Here is a 24,626-nt window from a genome sequence, read left to right as displayed (position 1 = left end):
ACAATGCGGCCCGCCCCGCCGCCTGGGGAAGACTGCCCTCCCCTTGCCCGATGCCGCTTCCGGCCCGCCTTCTTCTGCTTTTCCTCCTGGCGCTCAGCGGTCTGAGCGCCACAGCGAACAGCCTGCTGCCCCAGTTCAGCAGCGTGCCGGTGCCGCGCAGCGTGGTGGGCGGGCTGGCGCAGGACCGCGCGGGTTATCTGTGGATCGGCACCGGCAACGGCCTGGCGCGCTGGGACGGCTACCGCCTGCAGCCCATGGAACGCGAGGGCGCCAGCGCCATTGAGCGCAATCTGGGCTGGGTGCGCGCCATGGTGGCGGCGCGCGACGGGCGCTTGTGGATCGGCACCGAGGCCGATGGCCTGGCGGTCTATGAGCCGGAGCGCGACCGCATCGAGATGCGCGGCGGGCCGCGTGCCATCGTGCGGGCCTTGGCCGAGGACCGCACGGGCACGATCTGGATCGGCACCGCGGGCGAGGGCCTCTGGCAGTACTCGCCCCAGCAGCAGCGCTTCCAAGCCCAGCCCTTGCCAGGCAAGCTCGCCACCGAAACCCGCGTGCTGGCACTCCTGGCCGCGCGCGACGGGCGGCTGTGGGTCGGGCATGGCCAGGGGCTGAGCCACAGCGAGACGGGTCATCCGAGCCAGCCCGATCTGCAGACCCTGCCACTGCCCGAGACCGTCGGCGCCGTCCAGGCCCTGCTGGAAGACCACCTCGGTCGGATCTGGATCGGCTGCGCCAGCGGCGCCCTGGGCCTGTGGCAGGACGGTCAGCTGCGCTGGCTGCTCCAACCCGACGGCCAGGCCGTGCATGCACTGGCGCAGGCCGCCGACGGCAGCGTCTGGGTCGGCCGCAGCCAGGGCTTGGACCGCTTTGCGGCCGACACCACCCCCATCCTGCCGCGCCTGCCCCAGGGGCGTGGCCGGCCCGGCGCCTTGGCCGGCGAACAGGTCACCGCACTGCTGCGCGATCAGGCCGGCGCCATCTGGGTGGGCGGCTATGGCCTGGGGCTGCAGCGCCACCAGCCCAACCCGGCGCTGGCGGTGCGCAGCGCCGATGCCGACCCGCGCAGCCCCTGGGCCGAGGCCGATGCCCGCGCCCTGCTGGCACTGGAGGATGGCGGCCTGCTCGTCACCACCCACGCGGGCACGCTGCTGCGCATGGATGAGTCCCTGCGCGTGCGCGCCACCCTGCTCGGTCGCGAAGGCGGCGCTGTGGAGGCCATGACCCTGGGGCCCGATGGCAGCCTGTGGCTGGGGCGCGGCGGGCAGCTGGAACAACACCGCTTGGACGGCGGGCTGATTCGCGCCTGGTCCCTGGCCGGCGTGCGCGTGTACCGCCTGCGCGCTGGCCGCGATGGAACGATCTGGGCCGCCACCGAGGACGGCCTGTTCCGCCACGCCCCCCAGCAAGGCGGAGCGCCGCAACGCCTGCTCCTGCCCGACGGCCAGCCCCTGCGCGGTCGGGTCACAGCCCTGTGCGAGGACGGCGAGGGCGGCTGGTGGGTCGGCGGGGCGCAGGGCCTGCTGCGCCAGCGCGCCGGCCAGGCCGCGCTGCAGTGGGTGCCGCAGGCGCCCGGCGCCGGCCTCGGCTTCCCTGCCGTGCTGGGTCTGCTGCGCACGGCCGAAGGGCAGCTGTGGGTGGACACCCCGGTGGCCGGTCTGCATCGGCTGCAGGGCTTCAATGCCCAGGGCCAGGCGCGCTTCGAGCGCATCAGCGAACGCCACGGCCGCACCGGCCAACCCTTTGGCGCCAATCTGCACGCCGATGCCCAGGGGCGGATCTGGAGCCCGATGTTCGTCTACGACCCCAAGGCAGATCGCCTGGACGAGGTGGACGCCGCCGGCTCGGCGCCCTTTGGCACGCCCTGGTTCTATGTGGACGCCGAACTGCGCGATGGCCGCCTGGTGTTTGGCGGCAGTCAGGGCCTGCTGGTGGTGCGCCCCGAGCGTTACAGCCCCTCCATCTACGCCCCGCCCCTGGTCATCAACGGCCTGCGCGTGGACGGCCAGCCCCAGCACCTGCCCAATCTTCGCCAAGGCCTGGTGCTGGCCGCCGGCACACGCAGCTTTGGTCTGGACTACGCGGCGCTGGACTTTGCCGCGCCGCAGCGTCTGCGCTACCGCCACCGCCTGGTCGGCCTGGACCCGGCCTGGATCGAGGGCGGTGCCGACTTCCGCATGCCCAGCTACAGCAATCTGGCGCCCGGCCGCTACACCCTGCACCTGAACGCCAGCAACCACGATGGGGTCTGGAGCCCCAAGGTGCTGGAGCTGCCCATCGAGGTGCGGGCGGCTTGGTGGCAGCGGCCCACGGTGCGCGCCTTGGGTCTCATCCTGGCGCTGCTGGGCCTGTGGAGCCTGCTGCAATGGCGCACCCGCCAGCTGCGCCGGCGTGAAGGCCGGCTGCAAGCCCTGGTGCAGGAGCGCACCGCCGAGCTGCGCCGCGTCAGCCTGATGGACCCCCTGACCGGCGCCCACAACCGCCGCTACATGGCCCAGCACGTGGACGCCGAGCTGCAGCAATGCCTGTCACAGCGCCGCGGCCCCGCCGGCGAGGCGGCCGATCTCTGCGTGATGCTGCTGGACATCGACCACTTCAAGCAGGTCAACGACCGGCACGGCCACGCCGCCGGCGATGCCGTGCTGGTACAGGCCGCCGAACGCCTGCGGGCCGAACTGCAGCCGGGCGACTGCCTGGTGCGCTGGGGCGGCGAGGAGTTCCTGCTGCTGACCCGCCCCGGCTCGCGCGCGGGCGCCATCCCGCTGGCCGAGCGCCTGTGCGAAGCCCTGCGTCAGCAGGACTTCCAGCTGCCCGACGGCCAGGCGCTGGCGGTGCGGGCCTCGATCGGACTGGCCTGCTATCCGCTGGACCCACAGCAAGTGCAAGCCTGGGACTGGAAGGCCACCCTGCAGCTCGCCGACGCGGCGCTCTACGCCGCCAAGGCGGCCGGGCGCGACGGCTGGGTGGCCTGCCTGAGCGCCCACGGCCTGCAGCCGACGGACGCCCCCGCACGCGACTGGCTGACACAACAGGGCCTGCTGACCGTGCGCAGCACCCCGGTGGCCGACAAGCCGCCGGCGCCGGAGATCTGAGGAGCTGACAGGTCCGGCTTGGCGCTTAAAGCGCCGCCGCCACCTCGGTACCCTGGCGGATGGCGCGCTTGGCATCCAGCTCGCCAGCTTCCAGCGCGCCGCCGATCAGCTGCACCTGAATACCCAGGGCCTGCAGCGGGGCCTGCAGTTCCCGCAGCGGCTCTTGGCCGGCGCACAGCACGATGGTGTCGGCCTCGATCAGCTGGCCGTTCTCGCGCTTCTCGCCCCAGGTCACGAACAGGCCCTCGGGCGTGATGCGTTCGTAGTTGGCGCTGCCCAGCATTTCCACCTTGGCCATCTTCAGCATCGCGCGGTGGATCCAGCCCGTGGTCTTGCCCAGCGTGCCGCCCGGCTTGCCGGGCTTGCGCTGCAGCAGGGTGATCTGGCGACGTGGCGCGCCGGGTTGGGGTGGCAGATAGCCGCCCGGCACCTCGGCGGGGTCGCCCACGCCCCAGTGTTTGTTCCAGGCCGCCGGGTCCAGGGTCAGGCTGTGGCCGGCCTCGAGCAGGAACTCGGCCACATCAAAGCCGATGCCGCCCGCGCCCACCACCACCACCTTCTGGCCCACCGGCTTGCTGCCGCGCAGCACGTCGATATAACCCAGCACCTTGTCGGCCACTTCGGGCGCGTCCTGGCCCGGGATGCGCGGGTTGCGCGGCGTCACGCCGGTGGCCAGCAGCACGGCATCAAAGCCCTTCAGATCCTCGGCCGTGACGCGCGTGTTCAGGCGCAGGTTCACGCCGGTGAGCTCAATGCGCTTGGCGAAGTAGCGCAGGGTCTCGTGGAACTCTTCCTTGCCGGGGATGCGCTTGGCCAGATTGAACTGGCCGCCGATCTCAGCGGCCGCATCGAACAGCGTGACCGCATGGCCGCGCTCGGCCGCCGTGGTGGCCGCCGCCAGGCCGGCCGGGCCGGCGCCCACCACCGCCACCTTCTTTTTCGTCTGCACCGGGGTGATGCGCAGCACCGTCTCGTGCGCGGCACGCGGGTTCACCAGGCAGCTGGCCAGCTGGTTCTTGAAGGTGTGATCCAGGCAGGCCTGGTTGCAGGCGATGCAGGTGTTGATCTCGTCGCGCCGGCCTTCGCGGGCCTTCTTCACGAACTCGGGGTCGGCCAGGAAGGGGCGGGCCATGCTGACCATATCGGCGCTGCCGCCGGCCAGCACCTCTTCGGCCACCTCGGGCATGTTGATGCGATTGGTCGCCACCACCGGGGTGTTGAGCCCCTGCGCGCGCAGGCCCTCGCGCAGCTTCTTGGTGACCCAGGCAAAGCCGGCACGCGGCACGCTGGTGGCGATGGTGGGCACGCGCGCCTCGTGCCAGCCGATGCCGCTGTTCAGGATGGTGGCGCCGGCCGCGATCACGCCCTGCGCCAGCTGCATCACCTCGTCCCACTTCTGCCCCTGGGGCAGCAGGTCCAGCAGGCTGATGCGGTAGATGATGATGAAGTCCGGCCCGCAGGCCTCGCGAATGCGGCGCACGATCTCGACCGGCAGGCGCATGCGGTTGGCGTAGCTGCCGCCCCAGGCGTCATCGCGCTGGTTGCTGTGCGGGCTCAGGAATTCGTTGATGAAGTAGCCCTCGGAGCCCATCACCTCGACGCCGTCATAGCCGGCCTCGCGCGCCAACTGGGCGCAGCGCACAAAGGCGCGGATCTGGCGCTCGATGCCGCGCTCACTCAGGGCCCAGGGCTTGAAGGGCGTGATCGGCGACTGGATGCGCGAGGGCGCAACGATGAAAGGGTGGTAGCCATAGCGGCCGGCGTGCAGGATCTGCAAAGCGATCTTGCCGCCCTCCTGATGCACCGCGCCGGTAATGAGCTTGTGCCGCTGCGCCGCCCCGCTGGTAGAGAGCGTGCCCGCAAAGGGCTTGACCCAACCCGCCACATTGGGCGCGAAGCCGCCGGTGACGATCAGCCCCACCTCGCCGCGCGCGCGCTCGGCGAAGTAGGCAGCAGCCCGGTCAAAGTGCTTGCGCCCGTCCTCCAGGCCGGTGTGCATGGACCCCATCAGCACGCGATTGCGCAGCGTGGTGAAGCCGAGATCCAGGGGTTCAAGCAGATGGGGGTAGGCGGACATGGAAAGGGCGCTCCTTGGGAGCGCCCATGCTAGGGCCGCGGCAGGGTCAGCCCAGTCCGCGCCTCTAGAGTGCCGCCCCTGGGCGGCCTGCGGGTTTACATCGGCGTCGGCACCCCGTTCATGCGGTCGTGCTTCAGAAAGTACTGCCGCGCCAGCGCCACCAACTGCTTGTCGCTCGGGTGGTCCACGGCCTCATAGCCCACCACCTGCTTGACCAGGGCCGGGCGGTGCTTCTCCAGGTAGTGGCGGAAATCGGCCTGGGCGGTTTTGGAGCCGGTCACCAGCACCTCGGCAATACCTGCCATGGCGTCGCAGACCTCGCCGAAGAACTCGTGCTCGGTGCGCACGGCCGAGGCGCGCTGCTTGGTGTGGTGGCTGTGGGACTTGATGCGCTCAGCCTCCACATGCTCGGCGTCGAACTGCAGCAGCTTGGCTTCATGGTGATCGAGCCAGAGCACGGCGTGGAACAGGGACATGGGTCACTCCTGGGTTGGGGTCTTGGTGTGAACCCATGCTCGGCCGGAATTCAGACCCGGGGTTTGCGGTGCGTCAAAGGCGGCAAGCTATCGTGCGGGCCATGTCAGAAACGCAACACCGTCGTCGCCGCTTCGTGATGGCCGCCCTGGGCTGCGGCGCCTCAGGCGCACCCAGCGCCTGGGCCGTGCCCCCCGCCGCTCCGCCCGCCTCCGTGCTGGCCGGCGGCGAGTGGCCCGATGAGCGCCTGCCCAGCGGTCGCCGCTACCGTTTGGTGCTGCCCCAGGGTCTGGACCCGGCCAAGCCCCTGCAACTGGTGCTCGCCCTGCACGGCATGGGCAAGGATTCCAAGGACCTGATGCCGCGCTACTCAGGCTTCAACGCCAGCGCCCATCGACACGAGCTGGCCGTGGCCTATGCCCAGGCACAGCCCGGCGGCTGGGGCCAACGCGGGCGTGATCTGCAGGCCGATCTGGCCTACCTGGACGAACTGCTGGAGGCCTTGAAGGCGCGACTGCCGGTGGATGGCCGGCGCGTGCATCTGATGGGCTTTTCCAGCGGCGCCCGCTTGGCCTTGCAGGCGGCGGCGGCGCGGCCCGGCCGTTATGCCTCATTGGTCTGCCATTCCACGCTCTTGCCCGCGCCGGCGGCCGCCCGCATGCCGCCCCAGCTCTGGGTGCATGGCGAGAAGGACCGCCTGGTCCCGCTGGCGCGCATTCGCACCGCCGTGGCCGCCGCCGTCAAGGCGCGCCAGCGTGCCGAATTGCTGGCCGTGCCCGAGCTGGGCCACCAATGGGCGCGTCAGGCCGACATCAACACCCGCATCTGGACCTTCATGGCCCTGCAAACGCTGGGCACTCTCAGCTGATGAAGATGCGCCGCACCGCCAGCCGGCGCTGCGGTGGGGCCAAGGCCGTGACCTGATCCAGCAGCGCCCGCGCGCCCGCACAACTCAAGCCCGGCGCACGGCTGCCCATCGTCCACAGGCCCGGCAAGGTTTGAGTGGCCGCGGGGCCCAAGGCCCGCGTCAGCACCTCAAGTTCCAGCGCGTTCAGGGGTCGCGTATCCGCAGCGTCCGCCTGCTCCTGGCTGGCGTCCACCAGCCATTGCACCTCGCGCTGCACCCAGTCGGACTTCAGACGGCGCCGCAGCCCCGCATCGCCGGCCAGCAGCGCGCGGCATTCGCTGTCCTGCTCCAGGCTCAGCAACACCTCGCCCAGCCAATCCAGGTACTGCGTGCGCAGGCTGTGGCTGGCGTTGCGCAACAGGGGGTTCAGACCCCCCTGCAGGGCCTGGGTCTGCGCCGCCAACCAGGCGGCCTGATCGCCACGCGCATGGGCAGCCTGGGCGCGCGCCGCCGCCTGGGCCTGCAGGCCAGGCAGTCGGGTTTCCAGGGCCAGCCAGACCGGATGGCTGGTGAAGGCCTGCTCGTACTCCTCACGCAAGGTGCCGGGGCGGGGGGGCAGTTCGGTGTCCAGCGGATGTTCGGGGCGGGTCTGCAGTTCGGCCAATTCCGTGCGATCAGGGTGCCAGAGCCCGGGCGCGGGGGTCAGCATCATCTTGGTGAGCTGGTTCTCGGGCAGGCCCGCGGCGCGGTAGAGGCGCTGCTGCTGCTCGCGCAGGCGGGCGCGCCACAGCGGGTTGACGCTCAGGCCGGCGCTGCGCTGCAGGCCCAGTTGCCCGGTGCCCAGTACCTGGCGTGAACGCCCGGCCAGAAAGATCAGCGCGCAGGCCTCATCGCAGTGCCCACGCACGCGGGTGGACAGCCCGAGCTCGCGCACGCTCTGGGCCAGGGACAGAGCCTCAGGGCTGGCCGCACCCCGCAGGTCGAGGTCCAGCCATACCGGCGCATTGCGGCCCGCCAGGGCTTGGCGCACACGGGCGGCATCGCCCGGCCCCAGGCGCCCGCGCAGCACCAGGCTGCGGCCCTGCGGCTCCAGGCTGAGGTCGGCCGCTCCGGTCCGCCATTGCGCCAGCTCCAACAAGGAGCCCAGCTGCGCAAAGGTGCCGACCGCCGCTTGAGCCAACAGCAGGCCCAGCACCAGCAACCAGGGGCCCATGGCCAAACGCACCGGGCTGGTGGCCGCGCCACGCCGCAGGCTCCAGACCAGACCCAGCAGCGTCAAAGTCAGCAAGCCCAGGCTGCCCAGCAAATAGTGCTGCGCGGCCTGCGGCTGCGCAGCGCCCTGCAACCACCAGTCGGTGGCCCACAGGTCCAGCCCGACCTGGGCCGCCAACACCGCCAGCGGCAGCAGAAAACCGAGCCACCGCCTCATTGCGCGCCCGCCCTTTCCATCATCTTCTCGCGCAAAGCGTCGGTCTCTTGCGGGCCGGCCAGGCGGCGCAGCAAGGGCGTGGCCGAGGCCGCCGAGGCAGGCCCCGCAGCCGCCGGCGCCGCCACCACATTCACCGTGCCGCCCTGCAGGCCGCGCTCGCGGCTACCGGCCGGGCAGGGCTCGGTGGTGTAGAGCAGGCGCCCATCGGCCAGCTGGCATTTGCGCGGCGGCGCGCTGCTTTGCAAAACGCCTTCGGCCTGCACCTTGGATTGGGTCCGGGTCCACCAGCCGTCCCATTGCGCCAGCAAAAGGTCCTGCCACAACCAAAGCGGCAGGGCCAGCAGAGCTAGGCAAGTCAACAGCCATCGAACCGAGTTGTTCTTCATTCGCACCCTTGGCCGCTCAGCGCGGCGGAGCGCGAATTATCTGGGCGCCCCGGCTCAGCGCTTGGCGGCTGGATCCCAGTGTTCGGCCAACTGACCGTTCTCGATGCGGAACAGATCGAACCAGGTGGTGGTGTAGGTCTGGCCGGGATTCTTGGGATCAGGGCGCTCAGACACGAACACCATCACCACCCGATCGCCTTCGGCCACGATGTCCACCAGCGGCGCCTGCACCCGGGCCTGCACGGGCTGTGACTTGGCGTGGGGCCCGAAGGCCGCCACAAAGCCGGCCCGGCCGGTGGGCACCATGGGGTTGTGCTGGATATAGCCCTCGGTCAGATAGTGCGACACGCGCGCCATTTGACCGGCCTCGAAGACCTCGCGCCAGAAGTCGTAGACCAATCGTTTGTTGGCGGCCAGCTTGGGGTCGGCGCTGGCCAGCAGGCGCTCGTGATCGGGCTCGGCGCGCACCGGCACCTGGGCGTTGGCGGTCGGGGCACAAAGGACCAGCACGATCAGTGCGGTCAGGAGAACAAAGCGCATGATGGGAAAGCCAGCAAAGAGGCGGGCATCCTAAAAAGCCGGCCCACCCCCTGTCGAAAGTCTTTCAGAGGCGCTTGAACATCATCTGCGTGGCTTCCAGCTGCCCGGTGGTGCTCATGGCATAGCCCGGGATGGCGCCGCAGACTTCGAAACCCAGGCGACGGTAGAGCCGCTCGGCGGCACTGCCCAGCAGGGTGTCCAGCACCAGCAGGCTGCGCCCCTGCGCACGGGCCGCCGCCTCTGCGGTGCGCATCAGAAACTCGCCCAGGCCCTGACGCCGCGCGGCCGGCGCCACCATCACCTTGCAGACCTCGGCGCGATGGCGGCCGTTCTCGGGCATGTCCAGCACCAGCTGGGCGCTGCCCAAGACCTGGCCGTCCCCGCCCAAGACCACCCAACCCAGGCGCTCGCCGCGTCCGCAGGATGCCTGGCAACCCTCCCAGAAAGCCAGCGCCCGTTCGGTCGATGGGGCGGAGGTCCAGCCAATGCTGGCGCCCTGGGCCACGGTGTCCTGCAGCAAGGGCACCAAGTGCAGGGCGGCCATGTCTTGCAGGGGCACAAGGTGAAAGGTCGGGTTCATGGGCGTGCTTGAGTGATGGCCAATAGGTAGTGCGCCTCGGTCTTGCCGGGTACATCGAACTGCGAAGCCCCCCACAGCTTGTAGCTGAGGCTGGCGCCCGCCCGCAGGCGGTGCACCTGGCCGTCCAGCTGCAGCTGCAACTGGCCGCTGATCAGCCACAGGTGGTGCTCCAGGCCCGCCACCGGCGGGTGTTCGTAGCGGATGTGGGCGCCGGGCTGCAGCCGGCACTCCAGCAATTCGGTGGCAAAGCCCCGCATCGGCGGCGCCAGCATCCGGCGTCGAAAGCCCAGACTGGGGTCCTCCCACTGCGACTGCTGCGCCGGGCCCAGGTGGCGCACGGGCAAGGTCTCCACCTCGGCCAGCAAGCTGGAGAGAGTCAGGCCATGGGCAGCGCACAGACGCCCCAACAGATGGGCGGTCGGACTGGTCTCGGCACGCTCCAGGCGCGACAGCGTGGCCCGGCTGATGCCGCTGCGCTGCGCCAAATCCTCCAAGGACCATCCGGCCGCGGTGCGCAGCGTCATCAGCCGCTGGGCCAGGCGCTGATCCAGGGCTTGGGCTTCGGTCGGGGCGGGCGGCTCGATTTCGGTCTCTGACATGGCCGAAGTGTATCTCATATTCGAGAAACATATCTCACTTATGAGCATGCCCACCTAGACAAGGCATGATGCCGGCCATGCCCTCGCTCCCTCTGCTGGTGGGCCTCGCCGTGATCGCGGTCTGGGGCTTGAACTTCCCACTGCAAAAGGCCCTGTTCAGTCAGATCGGCCCCACTGCCTTCGTCGGCCTGCGCTATCTGATCGCGCCGGTCTGCGCGGTGCTGCTGCTGAGCTGGCAACACGGCCGGCACTGGCCGCGCTTGAGTCGCAGCGACTGGTTGCGCCTGGCGCCGGTGGCCCTGATCGGCCAGGCCCTGCACCTGCTGCTGGCGGCCGAAGGGCTGCAGGGTTCGACACCCTTTTCCGCCAGCGTGCTGCTGGCCTGCGGGCCGGTGTTCACACTGCTGATCCTGCGCGGCCTGGGCGTGGAGCGCTTGGCCCGTTTGCAGGTGCTGGGGGTGGCGGTGGCCGCCGCTGGCGCCCTGGCCTTCACTGGCGACAAGCTGCTGCACGCCGCCTGGTCGGCCAGCACCGGCGATGCCGTGCTGCTGCTGGCCGCGGCCCTCTTCAGCTACTACTCGGTGGCCAGCAAACCGCTGATCCAGCAGCATGGCGGCGTGGCCGTGCTGTGCTACGGCACCCTGCTGGGGGCCCTGCCCACGCTGGCCTGGTGCGCACCGGCGATGGCTGCCGTGCCCTGGTCCGATCTGCCGATTTGGGTGGGCGTGGGCACGCTCTGGAGCGTGGTGGGCGGCGGCTTCATCGGCTGGCTGGGCTGGGGCTGGGCCGGCGCACGGCGCGGTGTGGGGCGCATCGCGCCCCTGATCTACCTGATGCCGGTGGTGGCCGGACTGTCGGCCTGGGCCTTCGCGGGCGAGCGCTTCACGGCGCAGAAGCTCGCCAGCGCGGCGGTGATCCTGGCCGGGGTGGCGCTGGCACAGTTCGGCAGCCGCAAGCCGCCGGTGGACAGCCCGCCTGGGGAATGAAGCCCACCCCCGCTCAGACCCGCCGCCTGCGCGAGCTCTATCGCAGCGCCGGCTGGCCCTGCCTGGACACCTTGGAGCTGGAGCTGTTGGCCCTGGGCTGGTTGGAACGGCTGCAGGACCCCGATGGGCGCGAACGCCTGCGGCTCACCGAGGCCGGTATCCAGGCCGCTGCGCTGGGCCTGCAGGGCAACCGCGCTCGACGGGATGCGCATGAGGATCTGGTGCTGCGCACCGCCACCGAATTGCAGCGTGCCGGGCGCCTGGTCTGGACGGGCCTCAGCCTGCGCGCCGGACTGGCCCGAGAGGAAGAGACCGAGCCCGGCAGGATCGAGCCCACCTTGATTCAACCCCCGTCGACCGCCCCGCTCAAGAAGCGCTGGCTGCTCTGCCAGCCCGATGTCTATTCCCTCTACCCCAGCAGCAAGCCGCAGGGCCTGGCGGTGGCCATCCACGAGATCAAGGTGCGGCGTGGCGATCTGCTGTCCGATCTGCGCCGCACCGACAAGCGCGCCGCCTATGCCGCACTCTCTGGCCAGACCTGGTTTGTGCTCGCGGCCGGCATTGCCGAGGTGCAAGAGATCCCCGAAGGATTCGGCGTCTGGATCGCCCATGCCGCGCACTTCGAACTCGGCCGTCCGGCGCCCCAACGCCCGCACGGCATTGATCACGCCACGTTTCTGGCCCTGGCCAAGGCCAGTCCACTGCCCTTCGACAATAGCGCTGCCCAGCCCTCGCTGACGGACGCATGAGTCATCCCTCTTCCTCCCGCCCTCTTCAACCCAGCACCGTGCTGGTGCTGCTCTTTGCCGCCGCCATCGGCGTCGGCAGCGCCTTGCTGGCCCTGCCCCTGGCCCAGACCAGCGGCCAGGGCGGCGGCTGGCTCACAGCCCTGTTCACCGCCACCTCGGCGGTCTGCGTCACCGGCCTGGCCGTGGTGGACACCGGCACGCACTGGACCCTGTTCGGCCAGGCCGTGATCCTGGGTCTGATCCAGATCGGCGGCTTCGGCCTGATGACCGCTGCCAGCCTGCTAGGCATGCTGGTCAACAGCCAGCTGCGGGTGCGCGCGCGCCTGCTGCTGCAAGCCGAGAACCGCGCGCTGTCGCTGGGCGATGTGCGCAGCGTGGCCAAGCTCGTGCTTGTGATCACCGTGACCATCGAGGCCCTGGCCGCGCTGTGGCTGATGCTGCGCTTCATGCAGGCCTACGGCATGGGCTGGCGCGAAGCCGCCTGGCAGGGCCTGTTCCACGCCGTTTCGGCCTTCAACAACGCCGGTTTCTCGACCCTGCCCGACAACCTGATGCGCTTCGTCAGCGACGGCTGGGTGCTCAGCCCGCTGATGGGCGCCATCGTCATTGGCGGCCTGGGCTTTCCGGTGCTGCACGAGCTGCTGCTGCGCCGCGGCCAGCGGGCGCGCCTGAGCCTGCACAGCCAACTGACCCTGATGGCCAGCACCGTGCTGCTGCTGGGCGGCGCGGCCGCCTTTACCTGGAGCGAGTGGCGCGGCGTGCTGGCCCCGCTGGATGCGGCCGGTCGCTTCTGGGGTGCGCTGTTTGCCTCGGTGTCGGCGCGCACGGCCGGTTTCAACAGCCTGGATGTGGCGGCCTTCAACACCGAGACCCTGGTGCTGCACTATCTGCTGATGTTCGTGGGCGGCGGCAGTGCCGGCACGGCCGGCGGCCTAAAGGTAACCACCGCGGCGGTGCTGCTGCTGGCCGTGTGGTGCGAGGTGCGCGGTTACCGCGATGTCGAGTTCGCCGGCCGGCGCCTGAATGAGGCCGCGCTGCGCCAAGCCCTGACGGTGCTGGTGCTGTGCAGCGCCGTCGTCGGCCTGTCCACCCTGGTGCTGGTGCCCCTGGTGCAGCACCTGCCCGGCGTGCGCTTCGAGGCCGTGCTGTTCGAGGTGGTCTCAGCCTTTGCCACGGTGGGTCTGTCCACCGGCCTGACCCCCCAACTGCCGCCGGCCGGCCAACTGCTGCTGGTCACCCTGATGTTCCTGGGCCGGGTGGGCATCGTCACCCTGGCCGTGGCGCTGGCGCAGCAATCCAGCCGCCGCCCCTATCGATTCCCTGAGGAGAAGCCCCTTGTTGGATAAGACCCTGAACGCCGGCGACAGCGTGGTCGTCATTGGCCTGGGCCGCTTTGGCAGCTCGGTGGCCCGCAGCCTGCATCGGCTGGGCCACGATGTGCTGGCCCTGGACCACGACGCCGACTCTGTCCAGGCCCTGGCCGATGCCCTGCCCCATGTGGTGCAGGCCGACGCCACCGACCTAGCCACCCTGAAGCAACTCGATGTCGGCAGCTTCCGCCACGCTGTGGTCAGCATGGGCGAAAGCCTGGAGGCCACCGTGCTGGCGGTGTTGAACCTGAGCCAGATGGGCTGCCCCGACATCTGGGTCAAGGCCAACAACCCGGCCCACGGCCGCGTGGCCGAACGCCTGGGCGCCCACCATGTGGTCTACCCCGAGACCGAGATGGGCGAACGCGTGGCCCATCTCGTGACCGGCAAGATGATCGACTTCATCGAGTTCGACGACGGCTTCGCGATTGCCAAGACGCGGGCGCCGGCCGAGACCTTGAACAAGACACTCAGCGAGTCCAATGTGCGGCAGCGCCACGGTGTCACGGTGGTGGGCATCAAGCGCCGCCATCAGGATTTCATCTACGCCCGCCCAGAGACCGAGGTCAAGCCCGGCGACCTGCTGATCGTGGCCGGCCCAACCGCGGTGGTCGAGCGCTTCTCGGCGCGCGTCTGAGCTCAGCCCTGAAGCTTCCGCAGCCAGGCCAACAGTTCTGCCGCCGGCACCACCCCGCTGCGGCGTGCGACCTCCCGGCCGCCCTGGTAGAGCACCAAGGTGGGGATGGAGCGAATCTGCGCCTGCGCGCTGGCCTGCGGACAGGCATCGCTGTCCACCTTGACGAAGCGCACGCCCGGCGCCTGCGCGGCGGCAGCCTCGAACTGCGGCGCCATGGCCCGGCACGGGCCACACCAGGCAGCCCAGAAATCGACCAGCACCGGCGCCTCGGTCTTGGCCACATAGGCGCCGAACAGCGCGTCGCCCAGCGCGACAGGATGCGCCGGCGCCAACTCGGTCTTGCATTTGGCACAAACCGGGCCATCGCCCAGCCGGTCCTCGGGCACCCGATTGACGGCGCCGCAGTGGGCACAGGCCAGATGCATCAGCAGCCCCCTTGGATGCCCAGCTTGCGCAGGATGCTCTCCATCAAGCACCAGCGCGTGAGGCCGGACTGCAGCAGGTTCAGGCCGACGAAGGCCGTGAAGGCCAGCCACCAGCTCGAATGGAACAGCGGACTGCCGCTCATGCCGAGCAACAAGGACAGCAGGATGAAGCTGCCGGCCACGAGTCGAACGATGCTCCAAGAGGTCATGGGGTTTCTCCTTTCAAGAGATGCAAACGGTGGCGGTAGGCCACGAAGTAAAGAATGGGAATCACGACCAGGGTCAACACGGTCGAGACCGCGATGCCAAAGATCAGGCTGATCGCCAGGCCGTTGAAGATCGGGTCATCGAGGATGAAGAAGGCGCCGAGCATGGCCGCCAGACCGGTGAGCAGGATGGGCTGGGCGCGGGTGATGGCCGAGCGTTGAATGGCCGCCTCAAAGGCCATGCCGGCGCGCACCTGCAGATTGATAAAGTCCACCAGCAGGATGGAGTTGCGCACGATGATGCCCGCGAGCGCAATCATGCCGATCATGCTGGTGGCCGTGAACGGCGCGCCCAGCAGGGCATGGCCGGGCATCACACCCACCACGGTGAGCGGGATGGGCGCCATGATGACCAAGGGCGTCAGGTAGGACTTGAACTGCGCCACCACCAGCAAATAGATCAGCACCAGGCCGACCGCATAGGCCAGGCCCATGTCGCGGAAGGTCTCATAGGTGATCTGCCATTCGCCGTCCCACTTGAGGCTGTAGCCGCGATAGGGGTCGCTGGGGGGGCGGATGAAGAACTCCTGCAGTCGCCCGCCATCGGGCATGGGCAGTACGCCCAGTTGACCCCGCAGACTGAACAGGCCATAGAGCGGGCTGTCAATGCGACCGGCCATATCGCCCACCACGTAGTGCACGGGAAGTCCATCCTTGCGATAGGCCGGGGCCTCACGCAGGGCCGGCTGCAACGTCACCAACTCACGCAGGGGCACCAGCTTGCCCTGGGGCGTCTTGACGCCCAAAGACAGCAGGGCCTCGCGCTCACCCAAAAGCTCTGGAGCCAGGATCAGGGTGGCCGACGTGGCGCGGCGGCTGCCATCGTGCAGCCAGAGGGCAGGGTCGCCCTGTTGGGCGGCCTGCAGGGTGCTGACGATGGCGGACGCCGGCACACCCAGCAGCGCGGCCTTGCGTTGGTCCACCACCAGGCGTTCGCGTGGCGCCGCAGCGATGCCAGAGTCGTCCACATCGACTACGCCCTCGCCCCCTTCCAAGACTTTGCGCACCGCCGCCGCCACTTGGGCGCGGCCGCTGGCTTCGGGGCCATAGATCTCAGCCACCAGCGGGGCCAGCACCGGGGGGCCGGGCGGCACCTCCACCACCTTGAGGTTGGCGCCATGGCGGCGCGCGATGCGCTGCAGCTCCGGGCGCCAGCGGGTGGCGATGTCATGGCTCTGTTCCTTGCGCTCGCTCTTTGGGGCCAGGTTCACCGCCAAATCGCCCTGGTGTGGATCGGTGCGCAGGAAGTACTGCCGCACCAGGCCATTGAAGTTGATCGGCGCGGAGGCACCTGCATAGGCCTGCAAGTGGCGCACCTCGGGTTGCTGACCCACCCAGACGCCCAGCTCCTGCAGCACCGCCGCCGTGCGCTCCACCGGCGTGCCCGCCGGCATGTCCACCATGACCTGCAATTCGCTCTTGTTGTCGAAGGGCAGCATCTTCAGCAGCACAGCACCCACGCCTGGCAGAGCCAGCGAAACCACGATCAGCCCCGCCACTCCCAGGCCCAGCCATCGGCGATTGCGCGCGCCGCGCTGCGCATCCAGCAGCGGGCCAAACAGGCGTTCGAAATGCGGTGCCAGCCACTTGGAGAGCCCGTGCAGCGCCTCCGGATCGGCGCTTTGCCCGGCGGGCAGGGCCTTCATCAGCAGGCGCGCCAACCACGGTGTCACCACAAAAGCGATCGCCAACGAGATCAGCATGCCCATGGAGGCATTGATGGGGATGGGCGCCATATAGGGCCCCATCAAGCCCGACACAAAGGCCATCGGCAGCAGGGCGGCGATGACCGTGAAGGTGGCCAGGATGGTGGGGCCGCCCACCTCGTCCACCGCGCGGGGAATGATCTGGATCAACCGAGCCATGTTCTGGCTGCGGCTCACATCGCCTTCGGCGATATGAGCCTGCGCCGAAACATTCATCGCCAAATGGCGATGAATGTTTTCCACCACCACGATGGCGTCATCCACCAGGATGCCGATCGAGAAGATCAACGCGAACAGCGACACGCGGTTCAGCGTGAAGCCCCAGGCCCAGGATGCGAACAGGGTGGCGGCCAGGGTCAAGATCACGGCCGCGCCGACGATGGCCGCCTCGCGCCGGCCCAGCGCCAGGAACACCAGGGCCACCACCGAGGCGGTGGCGAACAACAGCTTCTGAATCAGCTGGCGTGCCTTCTCGTCCGCCGTCTGGCCATAGTTGCGCGTCTCCTCGACCTCGACCTGGCTGGGCAACAAGGTGCCGCGCAGTTCGGCCACCCGGGCCTGCAGCGCTCGGGCTACATCGATGGCGTTCTCGCCGGCCTTCTTGGTGATGGCCAGGGTCAGCGCCGGACGGTCCTGCCCTTTGACGCGGTGCCAGACCCGGGCCGAACCCGGCAGGCTGCCCTCGCGCACATCGGCCACATCGCGCAAGGCCACCGGGCGGCCGGCCTGCACACCGACGATCAAGTCTTCCAGTTTGCGGGCATCGCGCAGATAGGGCCCGGCCTCCAGCATCACGCTGTGATCGCTCTGCACGCGCTCGCCAATCTGTGCGCCCTGGTGAGCACCTTGCAAGGCCTGGCGCAGTTCCGCGACCGACAGGCCCGCCCGGTTCATGCGCTCGGGGTCCAGGGCCACCAAGAGTCGGCGACCGGGACCACCGATGAGCTGGATGTCGCGCGTGCCCGGCACGCGCTTGAGCTCGGACTCCAAGCCACGCGCCACCCGCTCCAGGTCCATGGGGCCGATCTCGGGATCGGCGCTGTGCAAGGTCAGGCTGAGGATGGGCACATCGTCGATGCCCAGGGGCTTGATGAGCGGCGGGCTGGCGCCCAGGCCGGGCGGCAGCCAGTCGGCGTGGCTCTGCACCGTGTCTTGCAATCGCACCAGGGCCTCGGTGCGCGGCACGCCCACCTTGAACTGCACGGTCAGCACGGCCTGACCGGGGCGGGCCACCGCCATCACATGCTCGACCCCGGCGATGCGCGACAGCACCTGCTCGCCCGGTATGGTGATCAGGGCCTCCACATCGGCCACGCTGGCACCGGGCAGGGCCACCAGCACATTGGCCATCGTCACATTGATCTGCGGCTCCTCCTCGCGCGGCGTCGCCGCCACCGCGAACAGGCCCAACAGCAAGCCCACCAGGGCCAGCAGGGGCGTGATCTGCGCGCCCTGGAAGAAGGCCGCGATGCGGCCGGACAGGCCCAGGCCCTCGTCCAAGCGGCTCATCGCGTCACCTCGTTCAGGCGGCTGGCCCGCTGGGGCTCCAGCAGCAGCTGTTCACCGGCCTTGAGGCCGGCCAACACCTCAACAAAGGTGCCACGCGATCGGCCCAGGCGCACCCAACGCAACTGCGGCTGACCCTGCACCAGCACATAGACACCGCGCAACTCGGCCCGTTGCACCAAGGCCGTCTGCGGCACCCACAGGCGCGGTGTCTCAGCCGCCGCGCCCTGGCCCGGCCAGAGCAGGCGGGCGAACTGACCGGGCTGCGCTGCGCTGCCTGCGGGCAGGTCCAGGCGCAGCAGCACGGTCTGCGAGCCCGGATCGGCCAGCGGCAAGCGCTGCACCCGGGTGGGCTGCACCGTCTGGCCCAGCGCCGGCAACTCGATGCGCAGGCTTTCCAGCGCCGGCAAGCCTTGCGCCGCCAGCGCCTGGGGCAGGCTGGCGCTGACGCGCAAGGCCTGGGGGTCGAACAGGGTCAACAGGGGCCGACCTGGCAACGCCATATCCCCCAGGGCCACAGGCAGCTCCGCAACGACGCCGGCATAGGGCGCCGTGACCCGATGCCAGGCCGTCTGACTGCGGGCGGCCTGGGCTGCGGCCAGCTGAGCCTGGGCCTGGGCGCGGGCGGACTTGAACTGCGCCTCCGCCTGATCCAAGGCACCCTGGCTGATGAAGCCTTGAGCGCGCAGTTGCTGTTGGCGCTGGAAGGACTGCTCCGCCAGCGCCAGGCCGGCGCGCGCCGCCTGCACCTGGGCTTCGCTGGCCTGCGCCCCCTGTTCAGCGGCGCGGGCGTCCAGGCGCATCAGAAGCTGACCTGCCTTGACGCGATCACCCAGCTTGACGGCAATCTCCACCACTGCCCCCGCCACCTGGGCCGCCAGCACGGTCTGGCGCTCGGCCTCGACCACCCCCTCAAAGCGCTGCTCGACCGGGACGGTGCCGGGTTGCAGGGTCTGTGTGCGCCATGTCGGCTCGGCCGCCAGCGCAGGCGGCACCCAAGCGGCCAGGGCGAGGGGAATCAGGGCTAGCAGCAGGTTGGCGTTCATGGTGGTGCAGGTGTTGTTCTTTTTCAGTATTTGCGCAATTGCGCAAATAGTCAATAGCGCACACAATGCGACCGTGCCAAAGACTTCACTTCCCCCCGCCACCTTGGACGGCCTGCCCGACCCCGCCCTGGCCGAGGTGGCCAGCTTTTTCCAGGCCCTGGCCGAGCCCAACCGGCTGCGCCTGCTCAATCTGCTGCGTGGCGGCGAGCAGCGCGTCGGCGATCTGGCCGAGCTCTCGGGCATGACCACCACCAATGTCTCGCGCCACTTGAGCCTGTTGCAGCAGCGCGGCCTGGTGCTGCGCGAGGGACGCGGCACCAGCGTCTACTACCGCATTGCCGATGTCGGCATCTACGAGCTTTGCGATCTGGTCTGCGGCAGCCTGGCGCGTCAGAGCGAGTCACAGGCCAGGGCAAGGCTGGCGCTGTTCCGGACCTGACTTCCGGCACACGCGAAACCCTGCACAGACAGGGGCGTACGGGTCGGACCACAATCGCGGTCTTGCCTGTATGGAGTTGCCCCGCATGCGTCCCGTTCTCAGCGCCCTGACCCTGTCCCTCTTTCTGGCCCTGGGCTCCAGCGCCCATGCCAGCCTGGACATGCCGCCCGGCATCGCCTGGCGCGCCGCCGCGCAAGACAGTGATGTCGAGGCCGCCTTTGCCGCGGCCAAGGACGCCAAGAAGCCGGTGCTGCTGTACTGGGGCGCCAAGTGGTGTCCGCCCTGCAACCAGCTCAAGGCCACCCTGTTCAACCGCGCCGACTTCATCGAGCAGAGCCAGGCCGTGGTGCCGGTGATGATCGACGGCGACCTGCCCGGCGCACAGAAGCTCGGTGCCCGCTTCAAGGTGCGCGGCTACCCCACGATGATTCTGTTCAGCGCCGATGGCCAAGAGCTGACCCGCCTGCCCGGCGAGGCCGACGCGGCACGCGTGGTCAAGCTGCTGCAGATGGGCATGGCCGGCGGCCGTGCCATCAAGACCGTGTTGGCCGATGCCCAGGCCGGCAAGGCGCTCAAGCCCAGCGAATGGCAGCTGCTGAGCTATTACAGCTGGGATACCGACGAAGCCATGCTGGTTGAGGCCAAACAGCGCGGTGCGCTGCTGCAACGCCTGGCCAGCGCCAAGGGCGTGCCGGCCGATGCCCGCACCCGCCTGAGCCTCAAGGCACTGGCAGCCGGCGCCGCCCCGGCCAAGGGCGACGCCGCCCTGCTGGCCCAGGTGCTGAAGGATCCCAAACAAGTGCGCCAGCATCTGGACGTGCTGAGCAACAATGCCGACGACCTGGTGCGGGCTCTGCACGCCAAGCCCAGCGCCGAGCGCACGGCCCTGGTTCAGCAACTGGATGCAGCCCTGAGTCGCTCCCAGGCCGACAGCCAGCTGGCCCGCGCCGACCGCATCAACTGCCTGATCGCCCGGGTGAGTCTGGCCCGCATTGATCTGCCCGCCACCGAGACAGCACCCAAGCTGGATGCCGCCTTGTTGAACGAAGTGCGCGGTCTGGCCAATCTGATGGACCGCGAGATCAAGGACGGATACGAGCGTCAGGCCGTGATGACCTCGGTCGGCCATGTGCTGGGCCTCTCCGGCCTGTGGGCCGAGAGCGATGCCATGCTCAAGGCCAATCTGGCCAAGAGCCACTCGCCCTACTATTTGATGAACCAGCTGGGTGCCAATGCCCGCAAGACCGGCCGCAAGGAGGAAGCCCTGAGCTGGTTTGAGCAGGCCTTCAACAAGAGCGAGGGCCCGGCCACCCGCTTGCAATGGGGCTCGACCTATTTCGAGAACCTGGTGAAGCTGGCGCCGCAGGACAGCGCCCGCATCGAGAAGCTGGCCGCGCAACTGATTGCCGAGGCCGAGAAGGACAAGGGCGCGTTCTACGAGCGCAGCGCGCGCTCGCTGCAGAAGGTAAGCGAGCAGCTGCTGGCCTGGTCCAAGGCCAGCAACGGCGCGGCCGTGGTGGGGCGCTTGCAAGGCCAGCTGGGCGCCGTGTGCGGCAAGCTGGACCGCGCGGATGCCCAGCGCGGCACTTGCGAGGCCCTTCTCAAGCCCAAGGCCTGATCGAACGGCGGCTCACGCAAACAAGCGCGCCTGAACGCGCGGCGCCCAACGCCGCGCCAGCCAGCGGCGCATGGGTGCCTGGGCCAGTCCGGCAGCCTGCAGCAAGGGGTCGAGCGCACCGCCCGTCAATTCCTGCGGCGCCGCCATGCCGATGAACAAGCCAAAGGGCCAGTCCGGCAGCCTGGGAAGACGACGCAGCTCGCTGGTTGCCGACAGCTCTCGCAGGCGTGCCAGCAGCGCCGGCGTGGGATCAACCTCCACCGCCGCCAGGGCCCAACTCTGACGGTGAGGCTGGTGCGGGGCCGCCAACGAAAGCGTTTGGACGTCCCCGCCCTCGATCCAATCGCGCAGGCGGGCCAGCACCTGGCGTTCGCTGCGCTGCAGCTTCAGCGCCAGTTCCTGATAGGGATGGGCCACCAGCGGCAGGCCGCGCTCTAAGGCCTGGGCCAGCGGCTCGTCGCAGCAGGGGCCCAGGTGCTCATGGCAATGGCAGGGCGCCGCATGCTGCAAAGACAGCCGCGGGCCCAAGCGCCAGCGCAGCGCCAAAGTCTGCAGCTGCGACTCGATCACCTCGCTGCGTAGGGCTTCCAGCTCCAGCCACAGGCTGGGCAAGTCGGGTACGGCCGCCTCCACACGCTCCAACAACACACAGGCCGGCAGGGCGGCCGCCGCGCGGCCGGCCGCCTCCAATTCGGCCTCGGGCGCCCACAGCCCGCAACGCCAGCGCACGCGGCGCAGGGGCTCACCCCACTGCACCTGCACGCCCTGCAAGGCGCCATTGCGCTGCATCTGTTGACACTGCCCCAACACCTCGCGCAGGGTGCCGCCGGTGCGCTGCGCCAGCACCTGGAAGGGCGAGGGCTGGACCGGAAAGCCCTGCTGCCAGCCATGCAGCAGGGTCTGGCGCAGGCCGGCACAGACCGACGCGGGCGGAGAGGTCGCCATCAGCGGCGCAGTGAGATTGACATAGGGTCGGGATGCTGCGCACCGAGCCGTGCTCTGGCCTTGACCCGATTCAAGAAAGTACAAGAGCGTGGCGATGCGCTCTGCCTGCGCTTGATGCAAAACAAGCCCGGACCTGGCAAAGGCCTCCCGGCTCCTGCTAAGGTCCGCGCATGCTTTGGTACACCGAAATCCGCGAGATCCATCTGACCTTCGCCATCGCCAGCGTGCTGCTTTTCGCCCTGCGCGGCCTGGGCCGGATGGCGGGCGCGCAATGGCCGATGGACGACCGGTTGCGCGCACTCAGTGTCGGCGTCGACGTGGTGTTGACCATCGTCGGCATCAGCCTGTGGGGCCTGCTGGGCCTGAACCCGTTTGTGCACACCTGGCTGCTGGCCAAGTTCGTGCTGCTGACCTGCTATGTGGTGCTGGGCTATGCCGCCTTCCGTCAGGACCGCGACATCGGTGCCCTGGCCTTTCTGGGCGCCTTGCTCTGCGTCGGCCTGCTGGTGGGCGTGGCGCGCAGCAAGGATCCTTTCCTTGGAATGCTATGAACCTGCTCCACGCCGCACCTGCCGTCGGCTTTGACCAACCTTTTGAGATGCTGAGCGCCTGCCACGAGCGCGTGCATCGCACTTTGGGCCTTTTGCAGCGCCTGGCCGATCACCTGGCCAGCGCCGGCCCCGACCGCCAGGCCCGCGACGCCGCCAGCGATGTGCTGCGCTACTTTGACTTGGCCGCCCCCGCCCACCATGAGGACGAGGAGCGCCATGTGCTGCCGCGACTGCGCGCCCTGGGCCACGCCGAGCTGGCCGAGCGCCTGCACGCCGACCACGAGCGCATGCACGCGGGCTGGCAAGCCCTGCGCCTGCAACTGCTGGCCCTGCGCGATGCAGGCACACGCCCCGACACCCAGTCCTGGCCCGCCTTTATCGCGCTCTATGGCGAGCACATCGACCTGGAGGAAGGCCAGGCCTTCCCGCTCAGCACCCAGGCCACTGACGCCGCCGAACGCGCCCGCATGGGCGCCGAGATGGCCGCTCGGCGCGGCGCATCCACCACGGCTTGAGCCCCTCGTCGCCGATGGCGCAGGCGGCTGCCGCGACAATCGCCGCATGAAGCCGATTGCCTACACCCGCGCCGCCGACCTGCCCCGATTGATGCAAAACCGCATCCTGGTGCTGGACGGCGCCATGGGCACCATGATCCAGCGCCACAAACTCAGCGAGGCCGACTACCGCGGCAGCCGCTTTGCCGATCACCCCAAGGATCTGAAGGGCAACAACGAGCTGTTGCAGTTCACGCGGCCCGACGTGATCACCCTGATCCACGAGCAGTACCTGGCCGCCGGGGCCGACTTCATTGAGACCAACACCTTCGGCGCCACCTCGGTGGCCCAGGAGGACTACGACCTCGCCGGCCTGGCCTACGAGATGAACGTCGAAGCTGCGCGCCTGGCGCGCGCCGCCTGCGCCAAGTACTCGACACCGGACAAGCCACGCTTTGCCGCCGGCGCCTTGGGGCCTACGCCACGCACCGCCTCCATCAGCCCCGATGTGAACGATCCCGGCGCCCGCAATGTCGATTTCGAGACCCTGCGCGCGGCCTATTACGAGCAGGCTAAAGGGTTGCTGGACGGCGGCTGCGACCTCTTTTTGGTCGAGACCATCTTCGACACCCTGAACGCCAAGGCCGCGCTGTTCGCGCTGGACGAGTTGATGGAAGCCACGGGCGAGCGCCTGCCGGTCATCATCTCGGGCACCGTGACCGACGCCTCGGGCCGCATCCTCAGCGGCCAGACGGTGACGGCCTTTTGGCATTCGGTGCGCCATGCCCACCCAATCGCCGTGGGCCTGAACTGCGCGCTCGGTGCCAGCCTGATGCGCCCCTATCTGGAAGAGCTGAGCCAGGCCGCCGCCGACACCCCGATCAGCTGCTACCCCAACGCCGGACTGCCCAACCCCATGAGCGACACCGGCTTTGACGAAACGCCGGAGATCACCGGTCGGCTGGTGGGCGAGTTCGCGGCCCGTGGCCTCTTGAACATTGCCGGCGGCTGCTGCGGCACCACGCCCGACCACATCGCGGCCATCAGCCGCCAGGTCAGCGCCTACCGGCCCCGGCCCAACGCCTTGTTCAGCGGCTTGCTGTCGGGCTGAGACGGTAGCGCCGGCAGCAGCGCGCGCTCCAGTGCGCTGACCTCGCCCTGCTGGCGCAGCTGCGCCAGGCCCTTGTTGAAGGCTGCGGCGCGCGCGCCCGACTGCGGATCGCGCCGCGGCCACACCAGATGCAAGCTGCCTTGGGCCAGTGGCGGCTCCAGGCGCCGCAGGGTCTCGCCCGTAGCCCCCAGCTGGCGCATGCCAGCCACCCCGGCGTAGTCCCCCAGTGCCAGAAAGTCCACCCGGCCGCGTACCAGCATGTCAAAGCACTGACCGATCTGGGCCACCCGCTCGACCCTGATGAGCCCGTCCTCAACCAGCTGCTGCACCGGCTGCGGCTGACGCGAATGCTGCAAATGGCAGCTGCGTCGTCCGTTCAGATCCTGCAGACCGCGAATCGGGCTGTCGGCCCGCACATACAGATAGGAGCGCACCCACAGCAACGGCTCTGAGAACACAAAGTCGCGCTCACGTTCGGCGGAACGCACCATCGGGAAAGCGGCGTCGTAGCGGCCCGCCAGCACGGACGCATGAGCGCGCGCCGGGGGTTCGAACTGCAACTCCAGGGCCAGACCTTGCAGCGCCAACACCCGCCGCACCAGCGCCGGGTAATAGCCCTGCTGCGGCAACTCCTGCCCGACATAGGGCGGAAACTCGTTGCTGACCATGCGCAGCGCCGCCGGCTGCGCCAGCGCAACACTCCCCAGCAGCAAGCCCGCGCACACCAGCATCCGAACCATGGATGCAATTTTC

The 24,626-nt window shown here is 69.4% G+C and carries 24 protein-coding genes; 11 read left to right on the top strand and 13 right to left on the bottom strand.

Translation table 11 applies throughout. The features are described 5' to 3' along the window. The first annotated feature begins 50 nt into the window (after positions 1 to 50). The gene (locus tag FF090_RS01685) at positions 51 to 3,092 is read left to right on the top strand and encodes a ligand-binding sensor domain-containing diguanylate cyclase (protein ID WP_138855085.1); all 3,042 of its coding nucleotides are present in this window, start codon (positions 51 to 53) and stop codon (positions 3,090 to 3,092) included. A 25-nt stretch (positions 3,093 to 3,117) separates the two neighbouring features. Here the strand turns inward: FF090_RS01685 and FF090_RS01680 are convergent, their stop codons facing one another. Further along, positions 3,118 to 5,169 carry an NADPH-dependent 2,4-dienoyl-CoA reductase gene (locus FF090_RS01680; RefSeq protein ID WP_138855084.1) on the bottom strand — a complete coding sequence of 684 codons (2,052 nt, stop codon included), beginning with the start codon at positions 5,167 to 5,169 and terminating at the stop codon, positions 3,118 to 3,120. 95 nt (positions 5,170 to 5,264) lie between these two features. Further along, a complete protein-coding gene (locus tag FF090_RS01675) occupies positions 5,265 to 5,645 on the bottom strand; it encodes a hypothetical protein (protein ID WP_138855083.1) in 381 nt (126 codons plus the stop codon). 101 nt (positions 5,646 to 5,746) lie between these two features. On the opposite strand from FF090_RS01675, the gene FF090_RS01670 reads away from it, so the two are divergent. After that, on the top strand, positions 5,747 to 6,511 hold the full coding sequence (locus tag FF090_RS01670) for a CE1 family esterase (protein WP_175423464.1): 765 nt from the start codon (positions 5,747 to 5,749) through the stop codon (positions 6,509 to 6,511). Here the strand turns inward: FF090_RS01670 and FF090_RS01665 are convergent. The 5 genes from FF090_RS01665 to FF090_RS01645 form a co-directional block, all read right to left on the bottom strand. Next, positions 6,504 to 7,919 (bottom strand): hypothetical protein, encoded by a 1,416-nt coding sequence (locus FF090_RS01665; protein WP_138855081.1) that lies wholly within the window; start codon positions 7,917 to 7,919, stop codon positions 6,504 to 6,506. The genes FF090_RS01670 and FF090_RS01665 overlap by 8 nt on opposite strands. After that, on the bottom strand, positions 7,916 to 8,278 hold the full coding sequence (locus FF090_RS01660) for a hypothetical protein (RefSeq protein WP_138855080.1): 363 nt from the start codon (positions 8,276 to 8,278) through the stop codon (positions 7,916 to 7,918). The genes FF090_RS01665 and FF090_RS01660 overlap by 4 nt, the downstream gene beginning before the upstream one ends. Positions 8,279 to 8,359: 81 nt before the next feature. Next, entirely contained in the window at positions 8,360 to 8,845 is a 486-nt protein-coding gene (locus FF090_RS01655) for a nuclear transport factor 2 family protein (protein WP_138855079.1), read from the bottom strand. Between the two features lie 64 nt (positions 8,846 to 8,909). Further along, positions 8,910 to 9,425: a GNAT family N-acetyltransferase gene (locus FF090_RS01650; RefSeq protein WP_246071489.1), complete on the bottom strand. Its 516-nt coding sequence runs from the start codon at positions 9,423 to 9,425 to the stop codon at positions 8,910 to 8,912. Continuing rightward, complete coding sequence (locus FF090_RS01645) at positions 9,422 to 10,024, bottom strand: helix-turn-helix domain-containing protein (protein ID WP_138855078.1); 603 nt, start codon at positions 10,022 to 10,024, stop codon at positions 9,422 to 9,424. Before FF090_RS01645 ends, FF090_RS01650 begins: the two co-directional genes overlap by 4 nt. Before the next feature lie 77 nt (positions 10,025 to 10,101). Here FF090_RS01645 and FF090_RS01640 point away from each other — a divergent pair, with 77 nt between their 5' ends. The 4 genes from FF090_RS01640 to FF090_RS01625 are packed head-to-tail and all read left to right on the top strand — an operon-like array spanning position 10,102 to position 13,766. Further along, positions 10,102 to 11,010 (top strand): DMT family transporter, encoded by a 909-nt coding sequence (locus FF090_RS01640; RefSeq protein ID WP_246071488.1) that lies wholly within the window; start codon positions 10,102 to 10,104, stop codon positions 11,008 to 11,010. After that, positions 11,007 to 11,759, top strand: a complete 753-nt coding sequence (locus FF090_RS01635) for a hypothetical protein (RefSeq protein ID WP_138855076.1) — start codon at positions 11,007 to 11,009, stop codon at positions 11,757 to 11,759. Before FF090_RS01640 ends, FF090_RS01635 begins: the two co-directional genes overlap by 4 nt. Continuing rightward, positions 11,756 to 13,105, top strand: coding sequence for a TrkH family potassium uptake protein (locus FF090_RS01630; protein ID WP_138855075.1), 1,350 nt, complete (start codon positions 11,756 to 11,758; stop codon positions 13,103 to 13,105). The genes FF090_RS01635 and FF090_RS01630 overlap by 4 nt, the downstream gene beginning before the upstream one ends. Beyond that, positions 13,095 to 13,766, top strand: a complete 672-nt coding sequence (locus FF090_RS01625) for a potassium channel family protein (protein ID WP_138855074.1) — start codon at positions 13,095 to 13,097, stop codon at positions 13,764 to 13,766. The genes FF090_RS01630 and FF090_RS01625 overlap by 11 nt, the downstream gene beginning before the upstream one ends. 2 nt (positions 13,767 to 13,768) lie before the next feature. Here FF090_RS01625 and trxC read toward each other — a convergent pair whose 3' ends face one another. Genes trxC through FF090_RS01605 form a run of 4 tightly spaced genes read right to left on the bottom strand, consistent with a single transcriptional unit; the run spans position 13,769 to position 18,715 of the window. Next, positions 13,769 to 14,191 (bottom strand): thioredoxin TrxC, encoded by a 423-nt coding sequence (gene trxC, locus FF090_RS01620; protein ID WP_138855073.1) that lies wholly within the window; start codon positions 14,189 to 14,191, stop codon positions 13,769 to 13,771. Then, a complete protein-coding gene (locus FF090_RS01615) occupies positions 14,191 to 14,400 on the bottom strand; it encodes a YgaP family membrane protein (RefSeq protein ID WP_138855072.1) in 210 nt (69 codons plus the stop codon). Before FF090_RS01615 ends, trxC begins: the two co-directional genes overlap by 1 nt. Further along, on the bottom strand, positions 14,397 to 17,672 hold the full coding sequence (locus tag FF090_RS01610) for an efflux RND transporter permease subunit (protein ID WP_138855071.1): 3,276 nt from the start codon (positions 17,670 to 17,672) through the stop codon (positions 14,397 to 14,399). The genes FF090_RS01615 and FF090_RS01610 overlap by 4 nt, the downstream gene beginning before the upstream one ends. Beyond that, complete coding sequence (locus FF090_RS01605; RefSeq protein WP_138855070.1) at positions 17,669 to 18,715, bottom strand: efflux RND transporter periplasmic adaptor subunit; 1,047 nt, start codon at positions 18,713 to 18,715, stop codon at positions 17,669 to 17,671. Before FF090_RS01605 ends, FF090_RS01610 begins: the two co-directional genes overlap by 4 nt. A gap of 103 nt (positions 18,716 to 18,818) precedes the next feature. Here FF090_RS01605 and FF090_RS01600 point away from each other — a divergent pair, with 103 nt between their 5' ends. Both FF090_RS01600 and FF090_RS01595 read left to right on the top strand, forming a co-directional pair. Then, positions 18,819 to 19,154 (top strand): ArsR/SmtB family transcription factor, encoded by a 336-nt coding sequence (locus FF090_RS01600; protein WP_138858254.1) that lies wholly within the window; start codon positions 18,819 to 18,821, stop codon positions 19,152 to 19,154. A gap of 85 nt (positions 19,155 to 19,239) precedes the next feature. Beyond that, a complete protein-coding gene (locus FF090_RS01595) occupies positions 19,240 to 20,772 on the top strand; it encodes a thioredoxin family protein (protein ID WP_138855069.1) in 1,533 nt (510 codons plus the stop codon). Between the two features lie 12 nt (positions 20,773 to 20,784). Here FF090_RS01595 and FF090_RS01590 read toward each other — a convergent pair whose 3' ends face one another. Then, the gene (locus FF090_RS01590; protein ID WP_138855068.1) at positions 20,785 to 21,717 is read right to left on the bottom strand and encodes a hypothetical protein; all 933 of its coding nucleotides are present in this window, start codon (positions 21,715 to 21,717) and stop codon (positions 20,785 to 20,787) included. A gap of 170 nt (positions 21,718 to 21,887) precedes the next feature. On the opposite strand from FF090_RS01590, the gene FF090_RS01585 reads away from it, so the two are divergent. Genes FF090_RS01585 through FF090_RS01575 form a run of 3 tightly spaced genes read left to right on the top strand, consistent with a single transcriptional unit; the run spans position 21,888 to position 23,873 of the window. After that, complete coding sequence (locus FF090_RS01585; RefSeq protein WP_138855067.1) at positions 21,888 to 22,268, top strand: SirB2 family protein; 381 nt, start codon at positions 21,888 to 21,890, stop codon at positions 22,266 to 22,268. Beyond that, the gene (locus tag FF090_RS01580) at positions 22,265 to 22,783 is read left to right on the top strand and encodes a hemerythrin domain-containing protein (protein WP_138855066.1); all 519 of its coding nucleotides are present in this window, start codon (positions 22,265 to 22,267) and stop codon (positions 22,781 to 22,783) included. The genes FF090_RS01585 and FF090_RS01580 overlap by 4 nt, the downstream gene beginning before the upstream one ends. A gap of 46 nt (positions 22,784 to 22,829) precedes the next feature. Next, on the top strand, positions 22,830 to 23,873 hold the full coding sequence (locus FF090_RS01575) for a homocysteine S-methyltransferase family protein (RefSeq protein WP_138855065.1): 1,044 nt from the start codon (positions 22,830 to 22,832) through the stop codon (positions 23,871 to 23,873). On the opposite strand, the gene FF090_RS01570 is transcribed toward FF090_RS01575, so the two are convergent. Next, the gene (locus tag FF090_RS01570) at positions 23,825 to 24,613 is read right to left on the bottom strand and encodes a substrate-binding periplasmic protein (RefSeq protein ID WP_138855064.1); all 789 of its coding nucleotides are present in this window, start codon (positions 24,611 to 24,613) and stop codon (positions 23,825 to 23,827) included. The two genes, FF090_RS01575 and FF090_RS01570, sit on opposite strands and share 49 nt — an antisense overlap. Positions 24,614 to 24,626: the final 13 nt, after the last annotated feature.

Origin of the sequence: Inhella inkyongensis (genome assembly GCF_005952805.1) — a bacterium.
Taxonomy (GTDB): Bacteria; Pseudomonadota; Gammaproteobacteria; order Burkholderiales; family Burkholderiaceae_C; genus Inhella; species Inhella inkyongensis.
Note: the sequence above shows the minus strand (reverse complement) of the source record. Positions and strands in the feature narration are given on the sequence as shown.